Annotated in this window: 21 protein-coding genes; 10 read left to right on the top strand and 11 right to left on the bottom strand. The window is 66.5% G+C overall.

All coding sequences use genetic code 11. From position 1 onward, the window contains the following. Positions 1-43: 43 nt before the first annotated feature. The 6 genes from alr to D2V17_RS02415 are packed head-to-tail and all read right to left on the bottom strand — an operon-like array spanning position 44 to position 5,475. A complete protein-coding gene (alr, locus tag D2V17_RS02440; protein WP_119591554.1) occupies positions 44-1,093 on the bottom strand; it encodes an alanine racemase in 1,050 nt (349 codons plus the stop codon). Further along, entirely contained in the window at positions 1,080-2,702 is a 1,623-nt protein-coding gene (locus D2V17_RS02435; RefSeq protein ID WP_119591553.1) for an MFS transporter, read from the bottom strand. Before D2V17_RS02435 ends, alr begins: the two co-directional genes overlap by 14 nt. Positions 2,703-2,735: 33 nt before the next feature. Next, on the bottom strand, positions 2,736-3,167 hold the full coding sequence (locus D2V17_RS02430) for an iron-sulfur cluster assembly scaffold protein (protein ID WP_119591552.1): 432 nt from the start codon (positions 3,165-3,167) through the stop codon (positions 2,736-2,738). After that, positions 3,164-3,688 (bottom strand): CvpA family protein, encoded by a 525-nt coding sequence (locus D2V17_RS02425; RefSeq protein ID WP_119591551.1) that lies wholly within the window; start codon positions 3,686-3,688, stop codon positions 3,164-3,166. Before D2V17_RS02425 ends, D2V17_RS02430 begins: the two co-directional genes overlap by 4 nt. 10 nt (positions 3,689-3,698) lie before the next feature. Continuing rightward, on the bottom strand, positions 3,699-5,066 hold the full coding sequence (radA, locus tag D2V17_RS02420; RefSeq protein WP_119591550.1) for a DNA repair protein RadA: 1,368 nt from the start codon (positions 5,064-5,066) through the stop codon (positions 3,699-3,701). A 10-nt stretch (positions 5,067-5,076) separates the two neighbouring features. Further along, positions 5,077-5,475: a GFA family protein gene (locus tag D2V17_RS02415; protein ID WP_119591549.1), complete on the bottom strand. Its 399-nt coding sequence runs from the start codon at positions 5,473-5,475 to the stop codon at positions 5,077-5,079. A gap of 95 nt (positions 5,476-5,570) precedes the next feature. Between D2V17_RS02415 and D2V17_RS02410 the strand changes: the two genes are divergently transcribed. Together D2V17_RS02410 and D2V17_RS02405 are read left to right on the top strand one after the other, a co-directional pair. After that, entirely contained in the window at positions 5,571-7,901 is a 2,331-nt protein-coding gene (locus D2V17_RS02410; RefSeq protein WP_119591548.1) for a patatin-like protein, read from the top strand. 78 nt (positions 7,902-7,979) lie between these two features. Beyond that, the gene (locus tag D2V17_RS02405) at positions 7,980-8,528 is read left to right on the top strand and encodes a cytochrome b/b6 domain-containing protein (RefSeq protein ID WP_191229037.1); all 549 of its coding nucleotides are present in this window, start codon (positions 7,980-7,982) and stop codon (positions 8,526-8,528) included. Here D2V17_RS02405 and dnaJ read toward each other — a convergent pair. Then, the gene (gene dnaJ, locus D2V17_RS02400; protein ID WP_119591546.1) at positions 8,525-9,658 is read right to left on the bottom strand and encodes a molecular chaperone DnaJ; all 1,134 of its coding nucleotides are present in this window, start codon (positions 9,656-9,658) and stop codon (positions 8,525-8,527) included. The two genes, D2V17_RS02405 and dnaJ, sit on opposite strands and share 4 nt — an antisense overlap. A gap of 88 nt (positions 9,659-9,746) precedes the next feature. Continuing rightward, positions 9,747-11,675 (bottom strand): molecular chaperone DnaK, encoded by a 1,929-nt coding sequence (dnaK, locus tag D2V17_RS02395; RefSeq protein WP_119591545.1) that lies wholly within the window; start codon positions 11,673-11,675, stop codon positions 9,747-9,749. A 177-nt stretch (positions 11,676-11,852) separates the two neighbouring features. Here dnaK and D2V17_RS02390 point away from each other — a divergent pair, with 177 nt between their 5' ends. From D2V17_RS02390 to D2V17_RS02380, 3 genes are read left to right on the top strand one after another with little or no spacing between them, the layout of a single operon-like run. Next, a complete protein-coding gene (locus tag D2V17_RS02390) occupies positions 11,853-12,368 on the top strand; it encodes a copper chaperone PCu(A)C (protein WP_119591544.1) in 516 nt (171 codons plus the stop codon). Positions 12,369-12,375: 7 nt separating this feature from the next. Continuing rightward, positions 12,376-12,879, top strand: a complete 504-nt coding sequence (locus tag D2V17_RS02385; RefSeq protein WP_119591543.1) for a vgr related protein — start codon at positions 12,376-12,378, stop codon at positions 12,877-12,879. A gap of 27 nt (positions 12,880-12,906) precedes the next feature. Then, positions 12,907-13,434 (top strand): hypothetical protein, encoded by a 528-nt coding sequence (locus tag D2V17_RS02380; protein WP_220474049.1) that lies wholly within the window; start codon positions 12,907-12,909, stop codon positions 13,432-13,434. 76 nt (positions 13,435-13,510) lie between these two features. Here D2V17_RS02380 and D2V17_RS21155 read toward each other — a convergent pair whose 3' ends face one another. The 3 genes from D2V17_RS21155 to hrcA all read right to left on the bottom strand — a co-directional run bounded on the left by D2V17_RS21155 (position 13,511) and on the right by hrcA (position 15,548). Next, positions 13,511-13,774 carry a YMGG-like glycine zipper-containing protein gene (locus tag D2V17_RS21155; RefSeq protein WP_191229036.1) on the bottom strand — a complete coding sequence of 88 codons (264 nt, stop codon included), beginning with the start codon at positions 13,772-13,774 and terminating at the stop codon, positions 13,511-13,513. 136 nt (positions 13,775-13,910) lie between these two features. Beyond that, positions 13,911-14,486, bottom strand: a complete 576-nt coding sequence (gene grpE / locus D2V17_RS02375) for a nucleotide exchange factor GrpE (protein WP_119591542.1) — start codon at positions 14,484-14,486, stop codon at positions 13,911-13,913. Positions 14,487-14,504: 18 nt separating this feature from the next. Beyond that, positions 14,505-15,548, bottom strand: coding sequence for a heat-inducible transcriptional repressor HrcA (hrcA, locus tag D2V17_RS02370; RefSeq protein WP_119591541.1), 1,044 nt, complete (start codon positions 15,546-15,548; stop codon positions 14,505-14,507). A gap of 181 nt (positions 15,549-15,729) precedes the next feature. On the opposite strand from hrcA, the gene rph reads away from it, so the two are divergent. Genes rph through D2V17_RS02345 form a run of 5 tightly spaced genes read left to right on the top strand, consistent with a single transcriptional unit; the run spans position 15,730 to position 19,645 of the window. Further along, the gene (gene rph, locus D2V17_RS02365; RefSeq protein ID WP_119591540.1) at positions 15,730-16,446 is read left to right on the top strand and encodes a ribonuclease PH; all 717 of its coding nucleotides are present in this window, start codon (positions 15,730-15,732) and stop codon (positions 16,444-16,446) included. Then, the gene (locus D2V17_RS02360) at positions 16,443-16,964 is read left to right on the top strand and encodes a YcxB family protein (protein ID WP_119591539.1); all 522 of its coding nucleotides are present in this window, start codon (positions 16,443-16,445) and stop codon (positions 16,962-16,964) included. Before rph ends, D2V17_RS02360 begins: the two co-directional genes overlap by 4 nt. Further along, complete coding sequence (gene rdgB / locus D2V17_RS02355) at positions 16,961-17,590, top strand: RdgB/HAM1 family non-canonical purine NTP pyrophosphatase (protein WP_119591538.1); 630 nt, start codon at positions 16,961-16,963, stop codon at positions 17,588-17,590. The genes D2V17_RS02360 and rdgB overlap by 4 nt, the downstream gene beginning before the upstream one ends. Before the next feature lie 10 nt (positions 17,591-17,600). After that, complete coding sequence (gene hemW, locus D2V17_RS02350; protein WP_119591537.1) at positions 17,601-18,752, top strand: radical SAM family heme chaperone HemW; 1,152 nt, start codon at positions 17,601-17,603, stop codon at positions 18,750-18,752. Beyond that, the gene (locus D2V17_RS02345; protein WP_119591536.1) at positions 18,749-19,645 is read left to right on the top strand and encodes a tyrosine recombinase XerC; all 897 of its coding nucleotides are present in this window, start codon (positions 18,749-18,751) and stop codon (positions 19,643-19,645) included. The genes hemW and D2V17_RS02345 overlap by 4 nt, the downstream gene beginning before the upstream one ends. Positions 19,646-19,712 lie beyond the last annotated feature (67 nt).

Raw genomic sequence — 19,712 nt, 5'->3', positions numbered from 1 at the left:
TTAGCACTTGCAGCATGTCGCTGGCAATTGCTCAGCAGTATTTTTAGCGCGCAAACCGATCGCCCAGAACGGTCAGCAGCTCATATTGCGACAAGCCGGTGGTTTGTGCCGCTGCCGCGAGGCTATAGGGCAGATCGCAGAAGTCGCCCTCGGCGAGATCGGGCGCCTCGGTGCAGTCGACCACGATCATATCCATCGACACGCGGCCGAGAATTTTCAGCGGCCGCCCCGCGTGCTGCAAGGCTCCGCCCTCGCCCCAGCAGCGCAGGATACCGTCGGCATAGCCGAGCGATACCGTGGCCGTGCGCATGTCATGCGGGGCGCGGAACGTGGCGTTGTAGCCGACATAGCCGCCAGCAGGCACCGAGCGGATCTGCATCACCATCGTCTGCGGAAAGGCAACCTGCGCCAGTTCGCCCGCCAGCGCGTCGCACGGCTCCCCGCCGTAGAGCGCGAGGCCGGGGCGGGTGACGTCGAAATGGTAGGCACTGCCGAGCGCGATCCCCGCGCTGTTGGCAAGGCTCGCGCGGCGGGCGCTGACCCCGCTGCGCGCTGCCGCAAACAGCGCCAGTTGGCGCGCGCTCTGGTCGGTGTCGTCCTCCGCCGAGGCGAGGTGTGAGAGCACGATGTCGATATCGAGCGCCGCGATGGCCGGATCGCCGATGTCCGCTGGCGGCAGGCCGAGCCGGTTCATGCCGGTGTCGATCATCAGGTGGCACAGGCCGCCGCCCGCCGCGCGCCAGAGCGCAGCCTGACGCACCGAGTTGATCACCGGACGCACGCCCGTCGCGCGGGCATAGGCTGCGTCGGCAGGCGTGTTTACCCCGTGCAGCACCGCAATCTGTTCTGGCGCAGCCCCCGCCGCGAGCACGGGCGCGACCTCGCACCAGTGCGCGACAAAGAACTGCCGCGCGCCCGCATCGAGCAGCGCCGGCACCACCGCCGCCACCCCCAGACCATAGGCATCGGCCTTGATCGCCGCGCCCGCCGCCGCCGCGCCCGACATACGGTCGAGCAGGTGCCAGTTGGCGGCCAGCGCGGTGCGGTCGATGGTAAGGCGCAGGAGAGCGGGCGGAAGGTCAGGAACGGTCATCAGCATAGTCTCTTGGTGGGCCACCCTTGAGGCCCCAAACGGCCACCAGCAACCCGAACGCCACCACGGCGATGGTGTACCAGAGCCCGGCATAGGCATTGCCCGTCGTGGCGACGATATAGGCAGCGATCAGCGGAAGGAAACCGCCGAGATAACCCGCGCCGACATGGTAGGGGATCGACAGCGAGGAATAGCGGATCTGCGGCGGGAACATCTCGGTCAGCACTGCCGCCACCGAGCCGTAACACAGCGCCGACAGCGCGCCGAGGCCAAGCAGCAGCGCTCCAATTCCAAGCAGGTTGGCAATGGGCGGGGTCTGCACCGCGAAGTCGTAGCCCTGCGCTTCGAGAGCTGCCTGCACCTCGGCCTTGCGGGTGACGTCATCGCCCATGGCGATGGGCGGTTGCTCCCCGCCAATCGCGATCCGTGCCTCGCCGTACGGGTCGCGCAGATCGTAGCTGACGCCGAGCGCGGTGAGGTCGGCGAGCAGGCGTCCGCACTCGGTCTTCTGCCGGTTGGCGAAGGGATCGTAAGTGCAGCCCTCGCCCATCACCACCACCGGCGCCGCGCGCGCGGAGCTGGCAAGGCCGGGATTGGCCAGTGCGCCCAGCCCCCAGAACAGCGGGAACAACAGCGCCAGCGTCAGCCCGGCGCCGAGCACGATCGGCAGCTTGCGCCCGACCCTGTCCGACCACTTGCCGACCAGCACGTAGAACCCCATCGAGATCAGGCCCGTCACCAGCATAAGCAGTTCGACCACGCCTTCCTCCACCCGCAAGGGCCCGCGCAGCAGCGACATCGAGGAGAAGTAGGCGGTGAACCAGAGCGTGGTCAGAATGCCGGTCACCCCGAACAGCGCCACGAAGATGCGCTTGGGATTGCCGGGATAGGTGAACGACTGGACGAACGGATTGCCCGAAATCTCGCCCGCCGCCTTCAGTTCCTCGAACACCGGGCTTTCCGACAGCTTGAGCCGCATCCACAGCGAAATCGCCAGCAGCACCAGCGACAGCAGGAACGGCACCCGCCAGCCCCACGCGGCAAAGTCCTCGGCCGGGATCAGGAACCGGCACAGGACCACCACGAGGATCGACAGCACGAAGCCGCCGACCACGCTCGCCTGGATGAAGCTGGTGTAGAGCCCGCGCTTGTCGGGCGGAGCATGTTCGGCAACATAGACCGCCGCCCCGCCATATTCGCCGCCGAGCGCCAGCCCCTGCGCGATGCGCAGCGCGAGCACGATCAGCGGCGCGGCAAGGCCAATGCTCTCGGCGCTCGGCACGAAGCCCACCCCGGCGGTCGCCACGCCCATCAGGGTGACGGTGACGAGGAAGGTGTATTTGCGCCCGAGCCGGTCACCGAGGAAACCGAACAGGATCGCGCCGAGGGGCCGGAACCCGAAGCCGACGGCAAAGCCCGCCCAGACCAGCAAGGTCGACAGCGTCGCGTTATCGGCCGGGAAGAAGGCCTGACCAATCACGGCGGCAAGCGTGCCGTAGATGAAGAAGTCGTACCACTCGAACACGGTCCCCGCGCTCGACGCGGCGATGACCATGCGGATTTCGCTCTTGCTCGGCTCGCCTTGCGCGATTGCCGCCGTGGTGGCCATGACTTTCCCCTCGTTCCCTGTCGTCAGGCGCGCTTAGCGCGCGTTGAGGCGCGGAGAAAGGGCCGCTTTCGCAGCATTCCAGGGCAGAAGCATCGCCCCGTGCCGGGCCGGATAGGCCTGCGCCGGCACGATCAGCGCGATATCGGGCCAGTCGGGCATCGGGGCCTCATCGTCGAGCCAGGCCGAAAACCGCTCGGCCATGGCGAGAATCTCGCCTTCGCTGCGCCCGCTCGCATGGCGTGCGAACACCGCTGCCGAGGCCTGCCCCACCGCACAGGCGCGCACGGTCAGCCCGATCCGCGCAACAGTGCCATCCTCGTCCAGCGACAGGTCCATCGCCAGCGTCGATCCGCAGGTGGGCGAGCGTGCCTCGCCATGCAGTTGCGCACATTCGAGCGGCGGATAATGCGCCAGCTCCAGCGTGGCGGCGAGCAGGTCGGGGGTGTAGAGCTTGGCCGCGCTCACGCCTCGGGCTCCTCTTCGCTGCCCGTAAGAAGCGCGCGGCGCTCGGCGATGATTTCCACCAGCGCCTTCGATGAGGCATCGACGAACTGGTAGCTGCGCGCCTCGACGATCCACTCAGGTCGGTCGTTCTCGCCCCACACCATATCATAGCCGAGCACCAGCAACGAGAAGGCAACCACGGTGACAACCACGCCTTTCAAGGCCCCGAACCCGAAGCCCAGCACCCGGTCGAGCGGGCCGAGCACCGAAGCGCGCGACTTGCGGCCCAGCCACTGCGCGCTGAAGCGGACGACCGCTAGCGGCACGAGCAGCAGCAGGCCAAAGGCGAGGATCGCGGCGGTATTCGGCGAGCCGATGAAGGCATAGATCGCCGCGGTCAGATCGGGGTGGAGAAAGTGGATCGCAAGGATCGCCACCGCCCACGCGCCAAGCGACACCACCTCCTGCACGAAGCCGCGCAGAAAGCCGCCGACCGCGCACAGGCCCACGATCACCAGAACAATTATGTCGAACCCGACCATTGGCTGGAATCTAGGCCGCGCCCAGCACCCGGTCAACGAGCGCGTTGACACTGGCGATCGCACCATAGGCCAGCGCGCTCTTGCCGCGCCCGCTCATCTCCGGCCCGGTGGCGCGGCGGAAACCCAGTTTTTCCGCTTCTTTCAATCGCAAGGCGCCGTGAGCGACAGGCCGCACGTCACCCGAAAGCGACAGCTCGCCAAGCCACAGGCTGTCCGCGGCGAGCGGCTTGTCGGCCAGCGCCGAGACCAGCGCAGCGGCCACTGCGAGGTCTGCCGCCGGGTCGGTCAGCCGATAGCCGCCCGCCACGTTGAGATAGACCTCGGCGGTGGAGAAGCTCAGCCCGCAGCGCGATTCGAGCACCGCCAGCAACATCGCAAGGCGGCCCGAATCCCAGCCCACCACCGCACGCCGGGGCGTCGCGCCCGATTGCAGCCGCACGATCAGTGCCTGTATCTCGACCAGCACCGGGCGCGTCCCCTCGATGGCGGGGAACACCGCGCTGCCCGCAATCGCCTCCTCCCGGCCCGAGAGGAACAGGGTCGAGGGGTTGGCGACCTCGGCCAGCCCCTCGCTCTCCATCGCGAAAACGCCGATCTCGTCGACCGCGCCAAAGCGGTTCTTCAGGCACCTGAGGATGCGGTACTGGTGGCTACGCTCGCCCTCGAAGCTCATCACGGTATCGACCATGTGTTCGAGCACGCGCGGCCCGGCGATGGAGCCGTCCTTTGTCACATGCCCCACCAGCACGAGGCAGCAGCCCTGCTCCTTGGCATAGCGGATCAGCTCGAACGCCGAGGCCCGGACCTGGCTGACCGTGCCCGGCGCACCCTCGATCTGGTCGGAATGCATGGTCTGGATCGAATCGACGATCAGCAGTTGCGGCGGCGTGCCGTGCCCCAGGGTGGTGAGAATATCGCGCACCGACGTCGCCGAAGCGAGCCGCAAGGGGCTGTCCGACACCCCGAGCCGCGCCGCGCGCATACGGATCTGCCCGGTCGCCTCCTCGCCGCTGATATAGACGACCTCGCCGCCCGCCTTGGCGATCCGCGCCGCGGCTTGCAGCAGCAGGGTGGACTTGCCGATGCCCGGCTCCCCCCCCATCAGGATCGCACTGCCGGGCACGATCCCGCCGCCCAGCGCCCGGTCGAACTCGGCAAGGCCGGTGGTCTGGCGCACCAGCGGCGCGGTCGGCGCGTCGAGCGCCTCGAACTGGATGGTACGCCCGCCGCCCGACAAATCGTGCCGGGCGGCGAACTTCGTCTCGCCAACCTCTTCCACCAGCGTGTTCCACTCGGAACAGTCGGGACACTGCCCCTGCCAGCGCGTCGACACCCCGCCGCACTCGGAACAGACATAGCGTTTCTTCGGCTTGGCCAAGGTCGGTCTCTCAGGGTTGTTCCGGGTGGCGGGCGAATTGCTTCGCATCGTCGCAGATTGGGAGCCACGCTGGCTTTTCGTCCACAAATTCGTGGAAGGCGACCGTCAGGTCGAGAGGGTCATCGAAGCAGTTTGCCGGAACAGGGAAGGACTGGGAGGTGCCCGTCATTTCACCCAACGCGGAACCGCATTTCGAACAGAAATCGCGCGCATAGAGATAGCCCTCTTCGGGAGCGTAGGTCGCAATGCTGCCTTCCCCCTCAAGCAAGTGGAAATGTTCGCGCGCGACGAACGCGAAGGTGCTCGCCCCGACCTTGCGGCACCGCGAACAATGGCACGTACCCAGCATCGTTGGGGCCGCCTCCACCTCGAATTGCACCGTCCCACAACAACAACTGCCCTTCAGCATCGCAAGGCTCCCTTCCTCCTCTTCGATATATAGAACATTTCAAGAACGCAAGCGCACTGTTGCCCAGTTCCGCAGTCCCTGTCATCACAGTGCCAATGCGCCAGAAGGAACTCAGGATCGCGCTGGTGTGCTATGGCGGGGTGAGCCTCGCGGTTTACATGCACGGCGTCACGAAAGAGCTGTGGAAGCTCGCCCGCGCCAGCCGCGCCTACCACGGCCACGAGGAGCCGTCCGGCCCGGTGGAGGCCGTGTGGCAGCGCTGGTTCGGCTACATCGAGAGCGAGCGCGGCCTGCGCCTCAGGGTGCTGCCCGACATCCTCACCGGAGCCAGCGCGGGCGGAATCAACGCGGTGTTCCTCGCCCAGGCCATCCATTCGGGCCAGAGCCTCGAACCGCTGACCGAGCTGTGGCTCGAAAACGCCGATGTCGAGGAACTGATCGACCCCGAGGCGCGGCCGTGGTCGAAGGCGGCCAAATTCTGGTTCATGCCCGCCGTGCTCTACATGCTGCGTCAGCCCGAGAGCGGGGTGAGCGAGAGCGTTGCTCCCGAAACGCGGGCCGAGGTCCGCCGCAAGGTCTCGCATCTGGTCCGCGGGCGCTGGTTCGAGCCGCCCTTCTCCGGCCCGCATTTCTCGCGCCTGATCCACAATGCGCTGGAGGCAATGGCCGCCGCCCCCGCCAGCAAGCCGCTGCTGCCACCGGGCCATCCGCTTGACCTTGTTGTCACCGCGACCGATTTTCGCGGCCACCGCGAGCTGCTGCGGATGAACAGCCCGCCGGTGGTCGAGGAGAGCGAGCACCGGATGCCGATCGGCTTTCGCAAGCGCACCCCGGCTCTGCCCGGTGAGAACCTCGCCGAGCGCTGCGAACTGACCTTTGCCGCCCGCGCCACGGCGAGCTTTCCTGGTGCCTTCCCGCCGCTGCGCGTGGCCGAGATCGACGGTCTGGTCGAGGACACCGCCCCCGCGCGCGGCTGGCCGGGGCGCGCGGCGTTTCTGCGCCGGATCATGCCCAGCCACGTCGATCAGGGCACCTGCGAGCAGGTCTCGCTGATCGACGGCTCGGTGCTGGTCAATGCGCCGTTCCGCAGCGCCATCAATGCCCTGCCCGCGCGCCCCGCCCAGCGCGAGGTCGACCGCCGCGTCGCCTATATCGATCCCCGCCCCGACCGCGTGAGCGCGCTGCAACGCGACATCACGCGCCCGGTCGGGTTCTTTTCGGCGATTTTCGGCTCGCTCTCGACGATCCCGCGCGAACAACCGATCCGCGACAACCTCGAACAGCTCGAACGCCAATCGCGCGAGGCGGCGCGATTGCGGCAGATGGTGCACACGCTGCGGCCCGAGATCGAGGCGGTGGTGGACAAGCTGTTCGGCTACACGCTGTTTCTCGACCGCCCCACGCCCAAACGCCTCGCGAGCTGGCGCGCCAAGGCGCAGCAGGCGGCGGCGGAGCAGGCCGGCTATGCCTTCCAGTCCTATGCCCAGGCGAAGATGGCGCTGGTGGTCGAGCAGCTTGCGCGCCTGCTCTGTGCCGGACTGGGCGAGGCGGGCGGCGCCGATGTCGAGGAAATTTCGGCCCGGATCCGGATGGAACTGGACCGGCGCGGCCTTGCCTCTCTGGCCTCGGACAAGGGCGGCGGCGCGTCGGAAGAGGCCATCGCCTTCCTGCGCACGCACGATCTGGCCTTCCGCATCCGCCGCCTGCGCCTGATCGCGCGGCGGCTCTCGCGCGACTGGGAGGCCGATCCCGAGTTCGACGATGAGGGCCTCGAAGAGGCGCGCGACGCGATCTACCGGGCGCTGGCACTCTATTTCGAGCACGAAAGCGCGGAGACGCTGGGGCCGGATTTCGCCGCTATCGCCGAAAGCGCCATGGACAAGCCGGGCGAAGCGCTCGACTGGCTCGCCAGTGCGCGCGACCTTGCAAAAAGCGATCTCGCCGCCGAGCAGATCCTCGCCGATGCGCTGGAGGCGATGCCGCAAAATCTGCGCCGCCGGGTACTGATGGCCTATCTCGGCTTCCCGTTCTACGACGTCGCCACCCTGCCCTTGCTGCGCAACGAAGGGCTGACCGAGTTCGACACGGTCAAGGTCGACCGCATCAGCCCCGAAGACGCCCGCTCGATCCGCCCCGGCGGCACCAGCGCCACGCTGCGCGGGACAGAGTTCTACAACTTCGGCGGCTTCTTCAGCCGCGCCTACCGCGAAAACGACTATCTGTGGGGCCGACTGCACGGGGCCGAGCGGATGATCGACCTCGTCTGCTCGACCCTGCCCGAAAGGCTGGCGACCAGCGCGGTCGCGCGGTTCAAGCGCGAGCTGTTCCTCGCCATCTGCGACGAGGAGGCAGAACGCGCGCTGTGCGATGCCAGACTGGTGGACGGCCTGCGCGCCGAGATCGAGGAAAAACTCGGCAGCGATTGAGCGAAGTTGTCAGCCGTTTGTCAGCCTGAAAGCGCAGCAGACGGACGTGGGAGGAGCTTCATCAGGAGGCTTTGTACCGTGTCATCATTTCGCATCTATCATCTGCTGCTCGGCGCTGCTGTCGCCGCGGCCTATTTCACCGCCGAAAGCACCGGCCTGCCGCACGCCTGGATCGGCTACGGCGTGGCAGTGCTGGTCGCGCTGCGGCTGGGGCTTGGCCTTGTCGGCAAAGCCGGTTTCGGCTGGCAGCGTCTGCGCCTGCGGCAGGCCGGACGCAATCCCGGTCCTACTCCGTTAACCCACCCGCTGGTGGGCCGCGCGCTCACGCTCGCGCTGCTGCTGTGCGTGGCAACAGCGGCGGGCACGGGCATTGCGATGGACCGTGGCGGCACTCTGGTCGGCCAGTCGATCCGCGCCAGCGCGGAAGGCGAGCATCAGCGCCACGAGCAGGGCAGGCGCGATGAGAACCTGGTGGAAGAGGTGCACGAAACAGCCGGCAACGCGCTGCTACCGCTGGTGATTGTGCACCTTCTATGGATGCTGATCGCACGGCGCGACCTTGCGCTGTTCGTGCTGTTCTGGCCGAGGCGCCGCCGCACTACGGTAGCAGGCGCCTCGATCAGCTAGGCCGAGAAGACGTCCTTCAACCGGTCGAAGAAACCGCGACTTTCGGGGCATTCCTCGCCGGTCTCGGTTTCGCGGAATTCGGCCAGCAGTTCCTTCTGCCGCGCGGTGAGCCTGGTGGGTGTCTCGACCACCACCTCGACCACCAGATCACCGCGCCCGCGCCCTTGCAGCACAGGCATGCCCGCACCGCGCTTGCGCAGCTGATGACCCGACTGGATGCCCGCCGGAATGTCGATCTCGTGCGCCTTGCCATCGAGGCCCGGAATCTCGATCGTCGAGCCCAGCGCCGCTGTGGTGAAGCTGATCGGCACCCGCGTGGCGAGTGTCGTTCCCTCGCGCTGGAACACCGGGTGCGGCGCGACGTGGATGAAGATATAGAGATCGCCCGCAGGCGCACCATGCGGTCCGGCCTCGCCCTTGCCCGACAGGCGGATGCGCGTGCCGTTATCCACCCCCGGCGGAATCTCCACCGTCAGCTTGCTCAGCTTGTCGACCCGGCCTTCGCCGCGACAGTCGCCGCAAGGGCTTTCAAGCACCTCGCCGCGGCCATGACAGGCGGGGCACGGGCGCTCGATCACGAACAGGCCCTGTTGCGCCCGCACCTTGCCGTGTCCGCCGCAGGTGCCGCAGCGCTTTGCCGAGGTGCCCGGCTTGGCGCCGGTTCCGTCACAGGTTTCGCAGGAGGCCGCGACTTCGACCTCGATCTCGGAATTCTTGCCATGGAACGCGTCGTCGAGCGAGATTTCCATGTCGTAACGCAGGTCGGCGCCGCGTCGGGGGCGTGCGCGCCCCGCGCCACCGCCACCAAAAGCGCTGCCAAAAATGGTCTCGAAAATATCGCCAAGGTCGCCGAAATCGGCGTGGCCTGCACCCCCGCCGCGACCGCCCGCCATGCCCTGGGTAAAGGCCTCGTGACCGTACTGGTCGTAAGCCGCACGCTTCTGCGGGTCTTTCAGGCAATCGTAGGCGACGCTGATCGCCTTGAACCGCGCTTCGCTCTCGGCGCAGCCGGGGTTGCGATCGGGGTGGTATTTCATCGCGAGCTTGCGATAGGCGGACTTGATCGTCGCCCCGTCGGCGGTCCGTTCGACCCCCAGCAGCTCGTAAAAATCAACTTCGGTAGAGGACATTCAGCATCTCCGTAAAAGTCCGGGCCGCGCCGCGCCATGCGCAGCGGTCACTGCGGCAGCGGTGCGGCCCGGAATTTCAATCGGGGGCTCAGCCCTTCTTTTCGTCGTCCACTTCGGAGAACTCGGCGTCGACCACCTCGTCCTCGGCAGCAGCGTCGCTCGACGCCGCCGCATCGGCCTGCGCCGCATTGGCGCTGGCCTGTTCGGCTTCGTAGATCTGCTGACCCATCTTCATGGCAACGTCGGTCAGCGCCTGGCTCTTGGCCTTCATCGCTTCGACATCGCTGCCTTCCAGCGCAGCCTTGGCTTCGGCCACGGCCGTTTCGATCTGCGACTTGAGACCGGCGTCGATCTTGTCGCCGTGCTCTTCGAGCTGCTTCTCGGTGGCGTGGATCAGGCTGTCGGTGTTGTTGCGGACCTCGGCGGATTCGCGCCGCCTCTTGTCCTCTTCGGCAAACTTCTCGGCGTCCTGTACCATCTGTTCGATGTCGGAGTCCGAAAGGCCGCCCGAAGCCTGAATGCGGATCTGCTGTTCCTTGCCGGTGCCCTTGTCCTTCGCGCTGACGTTCACGATGCCGTTGGCGTCGATGTCGAAGGTCACTTCCACCTGCGGCACGCCGCGCGGTGCGGGCGGAATGCCGACGAGGTCGAACTGGCCGAGCAGCTTGTTGTCCGCCGCCATCTCGCGCTCGCCCTGGAACACGCGGATCGTCACCGCCTGCTGATTGTCCTCAGCAGTCGAGTAGACCTGCGCCTTCTTGGTCGGGATCGTGGTGTTGCGGTCGATCATGCGGGTGAACACGCCGCCCAGCGTCTCGATGCCCAGCGACAGCGGGGTCACGTCGAGCAGCAGCACGTCCTTCACGTCGCCCTGCAAAACGCCCGCCTGAATGGCAGCACCCATGGCCACGACTTCGTCGGGGTTCACGCCGGTGTGCGGCTTGGAACCGAAGAAATCCTCGACCACTTCGCGCACCTTGGGCATGCGGGTCATGCCGCCGACGAGGATCACCTCGTCGATCTGGTCCTTGGTGACGCCAGCGTCTTCCATCGCCTTCTTACAGGGCGCGAGGGTGCGCTTGATGAGGTCGCCGACGAGCTGTTCGAGCTTCGAACGGGTCAGCGTCTCGACCAGGTGCAGCGGGGTGGACGAACCACCTTCCATGCGCGCGGTGATGAAGGGCAGGTTGACCTCGGTCTGCTGGCTGGAGCTCAGCTCGATCTTGGCCTTTTCCGCAGCTTCCTTGAGGCGCTGGAGCGCGAGCTTGTCCGAACGGAGATCCATGTTCTCCTTCTTCTTGAACTCGTCGGCCAGATATTCGACCAGCACGTTGTCGAAGTCTTCACCGCCGAGGAAGGTGTCGCCGTTGGTGGACTTCACTTCGAACACGCCGTCGCCGATCTCAAGAACCGAGATGTCGAAGGTGCCGCCGCCGAGGTCATAGACCGCGATGGTCTTGCCGTCGTCCTTGTCCATGCCATAGGCGAGCGCCGCTGCGGTCGGCTCGTTGATGATGCGCTCGACTTCGAGGCCTGCGATCTGCCCTGCATCCTTGGTCGCCTGACGCTGCGCGTCGTTGAAGTAGGCGGGCACAGTGATCACGGCCTTGGTGACGGTCTCGCCGAGATAGCTTTCGGCGGTTTCCTTCATCTTCTGCAGGATGAAGGCCGAAATCTGCGAGGGCGAATAATCTTCACCTCCTGCGTTCACCCAGGCATCGCCGTTCTTGCCCGAGACGATGTTGTAGGGGACGAGGTCCATGTCCTTCTTGGTGGTCGGATCTTCGAACCGACGGCCGATCAGGCGCTTGATCGCGAAAAGGGTGTTGTCGGGGTTGGTCACCGCCTGGCGCTTGGCCGGCTGACCGATCAGGCGCTCACCATCCTTGGTGAAGGCGACGATCGACGGCGTGGTACGCGCGCCTTCGGAATTCTCGATAACCTTGGGCTTGCCCCCCTCCATCACCGCTACGCAGCTGTTGGTCGTGCCAAGGTCGATGCCGATAATCTTGCTCATATTTCCCGTTCTCTTCCTTCAGGTCTGACGCTGCACTGTCCGGTCTCCCGCAAGACGGCAAGTCCGCTTCGGCAGCTCGTTAAAAGGTCTGTTGCGAAGCGCGATATAGTCGTGCTTTCGCTTGGCACAAGGGAGGCCCGTGACTAGAAAGTGGGCTTGTCTCACAAGAGGAAAGCCATGACCAAGAAGACCCTCGCCGCCACATTCGCAGCTCTCGCCCTCGCGCTGGGGACGGCAGCCTGCTCCGGCAGCGACGAGAATGCCGCCGCGACCAGCTCCCCCGATGCCCCTGCGGGCATTTCCGTGACCGACGGCCGCCTCTCGCTGCCGGCGGTAAAGGGCAACCCGGCCGCAGTCTATTTTACTATCCGCAATGTCAGCGAGGAGCCGGTGACGATCCGCGCGGTCACCGTGGCGGGTGCGGGCAGCGCTCAGCTGCACGAGACCACCGAGTATGGCGGCAAGATGGATATGCAGGAACTGGTGCAGGTTCCGGTCCAGCCCGGCGGCGAGGTGGTGTTCGAGCAGGCCGGCAAGCACGTGATGGCCTTCGATCTCGACGATGACCTTGCCCCCGGCGGCGAAACCGAGGTCACGTTGACCTTCGTCAACGGCGACAAGGTGAGCTTCCCCGCCAAGCTGATGGCGCCGGGCACCGCCGATATGGATCATTCCGCGATGGAAGGCATGTAACAGCCCGATGCCGACAGCGCCCGCCCCCTGCCCCGTCGGCGGCGAGCGGGCGCTGACACCGGGAGAAGTGACGCTCGCATCCTCCGTGTTCGGCGATGCTGTCGATTTGGCGCGGGTGACGATCCGGCGGCGCAAGTTTTTCCCGCTCCAGCCGCGCAAGGTGACGATGGCCCCGCGCGGGCACATCCACTTTCACCCGCTCGGCAGCGCCTATTGCGATGATTTCGCCAGCGCCTCGCTCGCCCGCCGGGCGCTGTTCGTCCATGAGATGACGCACGTCTGGCAGACCCAGACCAGGGGCGAATTCTATCTTGTCCTCCACCGCCATCCCTGGTGCCGCTACGACTATGCACTCAAGCCCGGCTGGACGCTTGATCGCTATGGCATCGAGCAGCAGGCGATGATCGTGCAGCACGCCTATATGCTGCGGCAGGGCGGAATTGTCGCAGGAGCACCGCCGCTCGCGCAATATCTTTCGGTGCTGCCGTTCGATTCAGCGTTAACGGCCTGACTATCGCATTTCTCGTTCACAAATCGCGTGGCACAGAGCGATGTCGCAGCCGCGATTCTGCTGGCTGCCCTGAGGGACTTCACGATGCGTCTTGCCGCCAGCCTTATTCTCGCCAGCTGCCTTGCCCCGGTCGCCGCGCAGGCACAGAATTACGAACTCGAGCCGACCTATGGCGATATCAAGCTGACAGCGGGCTTTGAGAACGACCCCTATGCCGTGCCCGTCGTATCGGGCGGTGAGATCGACGCGGCGAGCCTCGGCGGCGAGTGCGGAGGCTTTATCGCCGAGGCCCCGGATATGCGCGTACAGTACGAAGCGGGCGAATTTCCGCTGCTGTTCGGCGTCTATTCGGAAGGCGATACCACGCTGGTGGTGAACGGCCCGGACGGCCTGTGGTACTGCGACGACGACAGCTGGGGCGATGGCGATCCGCTCGTCTCGTTCCCTTCACCGCAGTCGGGCCAGTACGATATCTGGGTTGGCAGCTACGAGCGCGGCACCAACCTCGAAGCGACGCTCGGCATCACCGAAATCGACCCGATGGCGGGCGAGTGACGCCATCTGCCAGCATCAATGATGCTGCAAACGCAGAAGGCCGGCGCTCCATGCGAGCGCCGGCCCTGCAATGGGATCAGTAACAATCGACGCGGCGTTCGCGGCCGTTCGAATCCACGCGGTAGCACTTGCCGTCCTTGCGAATGAGCGAACCACCCGCAGCGCCTGCGGCGGCGCCAATGGTCGCGCCCGTGGCGACATCGCCGCCCGTTACGGCGCCGATCCCGGCACCGGCGGCAGCGCCAGCGAGGCCGCCCTCGATGGCGTAATTATCTGCACAGGCAGCCAGCGACAGCGATGCGACGATGGCAGCCGAGAATGATGCGATCCTGCTCTTCATGAGATCCTCCGATGGGTAGCTATGCCCTACCTACGGAGCGGCAGGCAGATCGTTCCGCCCGCCCACTCGTCACATCCCGATCCCGGCACGATTCCCCGCTTGCAGGGATCGATCGGCACAGGATCGCCTCGCAGCGTCAGTCCGGCTTCTTTGCCACGCCGACCATGGCCGGACGCAGCAGGCGGTCCTTGATCATGTATCCGGCCTGCATTTCCTGCACGATCGTGCCCGGTTCGGCGTCGCTGGGAATTTCCATCATCGCCTGATGCTGGTTCGGGTCGAGCGGCATGCCCATCGCGGCCACGCGCGTGATGCCGTGCTGACCGAACACCTTGTCCAGCTCGCGCTGGGTGGCTTCGATCCCGGCGACCAGCCCCTTGAACTTGTTGTCCTCGCGCAGTTCGCCAGGCACTGCCTGAATCGCGCGCACGAGATTATCGGCTACCGAAAGGATGTCACGCGCAAAGCCGGTGGCGGCATAGTTGCGCGCATCCTGCACGTCCTTTTCCAGACGGCGGCGCACATTCTGCGTATCGGCGCGAGCATAAAGCACGTCCTGCTTGGCCGCCTCGAGTTCTGCCTCAAGCTGGGCGATTGTCTGCGCGGCGGTGTCTTCGCCAGAGCTGTCCTCGCCGTTGTCGAGCAGCTCTTCGGGAACCCCTGCCAGTTCCTTTTCGGCGGCTTCGTCACGAGGTTCGTTTGTGTTTTCCATCACCGTTATATCGTCCAATTATCCAAGTCTTCGACCCAGCGAGCGGGCCGTAAAGTCCACCATGGGAACCACTCTCGCGTAATTCAACCGCGTCGGGCCGATCACGCCGAGCACGCCGACCACCTTGCCCTCACCGTTGCGGTAGGGCGCGGCAATGACAGAAGAACCCGACAGAGAAAAGAGCCGGTTCTCCGCCCCGATGAAGATACGTGCCGATTCGGCCTCGCGCGCGCTGTCGAGCAGCTGCGCCACCTGTTGCTTGTTTTCGAGGTCGTCGATCAGCGAGCGCACGCGTTCGATATCGGTCAGCGCGCTCTCGTCGAGCAGCTTGGCCTGCCCGCGCACGATCAGCACCGGCCGGGCCGCCGCGTCTTCGCTCCACACCGCCAGCCCCGCCTCGACCAGCCGCCGCCCGGCCTCGTCAAGCGCGGTGCGGCCCGAGGCGATCTCGGCGCGCATATCGCGCGAGGCCTCGGCCAGAGTGCGCCCCGCCAGCCGCGCAGTGACATAGTTGGTGGCCTGCTGAAGGTCGCCCGCCGACACGCCCTGCGGCAGGTCGAGCACGCGGTTTTCGACATGCCCGTCAGTGCCGACCAGCACCACCAGCGCGCGCCTTTCATCGAGTGGGACAAGGCTGATCTGCGCGATCCGGCTCTCGCGCTGCGGCACCATCACCATGCCCGCCGCGCCGGAGAGATTGGACAGCAGCGCGCTGGTCGCCTCCAGCGCCTGCTCGATCGGGCCGGGCTCGCGCATCTGCTGCTCGATCACCGCGCGCTCCTCGGGCGAGGGTTCGGCCATCTGCATGATGCCGTCGACGAACAGGCGCAGGCCCTGCTCGGTGGGCATGCGTCCGGCGCTGGTATGCGGGGCAGCGAGCAGGCCGAGCTGCTCCAGCTCGCTCAGCACGGAGCGGATCGAGGCGGGCGACAGGTCGACCATGCCGCTGGTGGCGAGCGCCTTCGAGCCGACCGGCTGCCCGTTATCGAGATAGCCCTCGACCACGAGCCGGAAAATGTCGCGCGCACGGGTGGTCAGTTCGGTGATCGGCGGAGAAACCATATGCCTGAGGTAGCGAAATCTCGGCCAAGTTCAATTTTCCGTGGTCCCAACCCCTTCGATAAACTCAGGACAGGCTTGTCGAGGGACTGCTTTTTCTCCAAGCGGGGCGCCAGCAAACAATAACGACCCTTCGACAGGCTCAGGGTGAGCGGGTGTGGGGTTCGCGAATTTGGAGAATACCATGCGACCTTCCGGCCGTGCGCCTGACGAAATGCGCGCCATCACCATCGAAACCGGCTTCACCCGCCATGCCGAAGGCTCGGTGCTGGTGGGCTTCGGCGATACCAAGGTGATCTGCACCGCCAGCGTCGAGAAGTCGCTGCCGCCGTGGCTGCGCGGCAAGGGCGAAGGCTGGGTAACCGGCGAATATTCGATGCTCCCGCGCGCCACCCACACCCGTGGCAGCCGCGAGGCCGCCAAGGGCAAGCAGTCGGGCCGGACGCAGGAAATCCAGCGCCTGATCGGCCGCTCCTTGCGCGCCGTGGTCGACATGAAGAAGCTCGGCGAGCGCCAGATCACGCTCGATTGCGACGTGATTCAGGCCGATGGCGGCACCCGCACGGCCTCGATCTCGGGCGCCTGGGTGGCGATGCGCATGGCGGTCGACAAGCTGATGGCGGCGGGCGATATCAAGGACGATCCGATCACTGGCAAGATCGCCGCCGTATCCTGCGGGATCTATCAGGGCACCCCGGTGCTCGACCTCGACTATGATGAGGATTCTAGCGCCGATGCCGATGCGAACTTCGTGCTGATCGAGGGCGGCCGTATCGCCGAGGTGCAGGCCACCGCCGAAGGCGCGACCTATGACGAAGAGGCGCTGCTGCGCCTGCTGCGCCTCGCGCAGATGGGCTGCGGCGAAATCTTCAAGGCGCAGGACAAGGCGACGGGCCGGTGACAGAACTGCGCGGCGAATTGCAGCTCGCGGAGGGCGACTATCTCGCCTTCCAGCGGCTCTACATTCGCCGCATGCTCCCTCGGTTGGGGGCGTTCGCCGGAGTAGTGCTGCTGGTCATCGCCGGATTCTGGCTGGCGGGCAACATCTCTGCGGAAGTGGTGCTCGGCGCTGGCCTGGGCGCGATATTGATGGTTGTGGCGATCTGGGCGGTGTCGCACTTCGTCACGATCCCATGGCAGGTGCGCAGGATCTATCGCGAGAGCGCGGCGCTCCGCGAGCGGGTCGAAATCGTCTGCGACAAAGAGGCGGTGCGGTTCGTCCAGGCGAGTGGCAACTGGCGACTCAAATGGGCCGAAGTGGCGCGCTGGGACGAGACCGACGCCATCTTCTGCCTGTTCCCCAACCGGGCCATGGCGCACCTCCTGCCCAAGCGCGACCTGCCGCCCGAACTGATCGACTATATCCGCGCCCGGCTCATCTCCTCGGGCCTCAGCAAACCATGGAAGCTCAGAAAATGACCCGGAAACTTGGCGGTGGAAAGCTTGTCATCGCCACCCACAACGCAGGCAAGCTGAAAGAGATTTCGGCCCTGCTCGCGCCCTATGGGCTGGACTGCATCTCGGCGGGCGCATTGGGCCTGCCCGAGCCTGCCGAGACGGGCACCACCTTCGTCGAAAACGCGCTGATCAAGGCCGAGGCCGCCGCCAAGGCCTCGGGCCTGCCTGCGCTGGCCGACGACAGCGGCCTCTCGGTGGCGGCGCTCGATGGCAAGCCGGGGGTCTATACCGCCGACTGGGCGCAGCGGCAGTGGTTCGAGGGCGAGCCGGGGCGCGACTGGTACATGGCGATGGGCAAGGTCGAGGGCTGCTTGCAAGCACTCGGCCCCGATGCCGCGCGCGATGCCTGGTTCTCCTGCGTGCTCGCCATCGCCTGGCCCGATGGCGAAAACACCGTTTATGAAGGCCGCGTCGATGGCACGCTCACATGGCCTCCGCGCGGTGAAATGGGCTTTGGCTACGATCCGGTGTTCGTGCCCACGGGCAGCGAGCTGACCTTCGCCGAGATCGCGCCGGGGGAGAAGCACAAGGTCAGTCACCGCGCCGATGCCTTCGCCAAGCTGGTCGCGGACCAGTTCGGCAGCTAAAAGGCTGCGCATGGCGCGCGCGCTCTACATTCACTGGCCCTTCTGCCTCGCCAAGTGCCCCTATTGCGACTTCAACTCGCATGTGCGCGCGAGTGTGGACGTGGACCTGTGGCGCAAGGCTTTGCTCGCCGACATGCGCCACGAGGCCGAACTTGCCGGTGGCGAAACGCTCAGCTCGATCTTCTTCGGCGGCGGCACTCCCTCGCTGATGCCGCCCGCGCTGGTGGCCGCGCTGCTGGATGAGGCCCAGCGCCTCTGGGGCTTTGCCGAGGGAATAGAGATCACGCTGGAGGCCAACCCCTCCTCGGTCGAGGCGGACAGGTTCGCCGGGATCGCCGCTGCGGGCGTGAACCGTGCGTCGCTCGGGCTGCAGGCGCTTGACGATGCGACGCTGCGCTTCCTTGGGCGGCTGCACAATGTGGCCGAAAGCCTTGACGCACTCACCATCGCGCAGCGGGTATTCGCGCGGGTGTCGTTCGACCTCATCTACGCCCGCCCCGAGCAAACGCTTGGCCAGTGGCGCGACGAACTGACCCGCGCCCTCGCCTTCGGCACCACGCATATGTCGCTCTACCAGCTCACGATCGAGCCGGGGACGCGGTTCGAAAGCATGGTCCGGCGCGGCGAGTTCACCCCGCTCGACGACGATGCCGCCGCCGACCTCTTCGCCTTCACGCAAGAGGCCATGCGCGGCGCGGGTCTGCCCGCCTACGAGATCAGCAACCACGCGCGCCCCGGCGAGGAAAGCCGCCACAACCTCACCTACTGGCGCTATCACGACTATGCCGGGATCGGCCCCGGCGCGCATGGGCGGCGCGGCGGCCTCGCCACCACGCGGCACAAGAAGCCCGAGAACTGGCTCGCCGCCATCGAGCGCAACGGTCACGGCACACAGGAAGAGCGCGCGCTGGGGGCAAACGAACAGGCAAGCGAGGCGCTCTTGATGGGGCTGAGGCTGGCCGAGGGCGTGGACCTGGCCGCCCTTGCCGCGCGGTTCGGCTTCGCGCCCGAGGCGCTGGTCGATCCCGATGCGGTGGAGCGCTGCCGCAAGCTCGGCCTTCTGCGCCAGAGCGGCAGCCGGATCGCCATTACGCCGGAAGGCATGGGCGTGCTCGACGCGGTGCTGGGCGAGATCGTCGCGGCCGCGCTGGTCGCGGCATGACGCGGCACGACCTGCTCGAACAATGGCGTGACCACCTCGCGCTTGCCCGCCGTCGCTCGCCGCATACGGTGCGCGCCTATGTCGCGGCGGCGGAGCGGTTGCTGCGCGAACATGATGTCACCGGCTGGGCCGAGGTCGCTGCGCTGGAGGCGCGTGAGCTGCGCGCCCATCTCGCCGTGCGCCGGGCCGAGGGAATCGGCAATGCCTCGGCGGCGCGCGAGCTGTCGGCGCTGAAGGCGCTGATCGCCTATGCGCGCGAACAATCGGGCGGCGAGCCGGGTGATGCACCCCGGATGCGTGGTCCGAGGCTGAAGAAGGGCTTGCCCCGACCCGTTACGCCCGATGACATTTCGAATATCGCCGATCTGGTCGCCGCCGATGCCAGGGACGAATGGATCGGCCTGCGCGACGCTGCCGTGCTGCTGCTGATGTACGGCGCGGGAATGCGCATCGCCGAGGCACTGTCGCTGACCGGCGACATGCTCCCGCTCGGCGAAACGGTGACGATCACCGGCAAGGGCGCGAAGCAGCGGCTGGTCCCCTTGCTGCCCGTCGTGCGCGAGGCGGTGGCGGCCTATGCCAGGGCCTGCCCCTACCCGCTGACAGCCAAGGAGCCGCTGTTTCGCGGGGCGAAGGGTGGTCCGCTGGCGCAGGGCATGGTGCAGAAGGCCATGGCGCGGGCGCGCAAGGCTCTGGGTCTGCCTTCCAGCGCCACACCCCATGCGCTGCGCCACTCATTCGCCACCCACCTGCTCAGCGCCGGGGCGGACCTGCGCAGTCTGCAGGAACTGCTCGGCCACGCCAGCCTCGGTTCGACGCAGATCTATACGCGGGTCGATGCGGCGCAGATGCTGGAGACCTACCGCGCCGCCCATCCGAGGGAGCGGGATTAGGGCAGGAAGAGATAGCATCGAATTGCAAAGCCCTTCCCCTTGGGGAAGGGTTGGGATGGGGGTTCCG

Source organism: Aurantiacibacter xanthus (assembly GCF_003584015.1).
Classification (GTDB): Bacteria; Pseudomonadota; Alphaproteobacteria; order Sphingomonadales; family Sphingomonadaceae; genus Alteraurantiacibacter; species Alteraurantiacibacter xanthus.
This window is presented reverse-complemented; position numbering and strand designations above follow the sequence as displayed.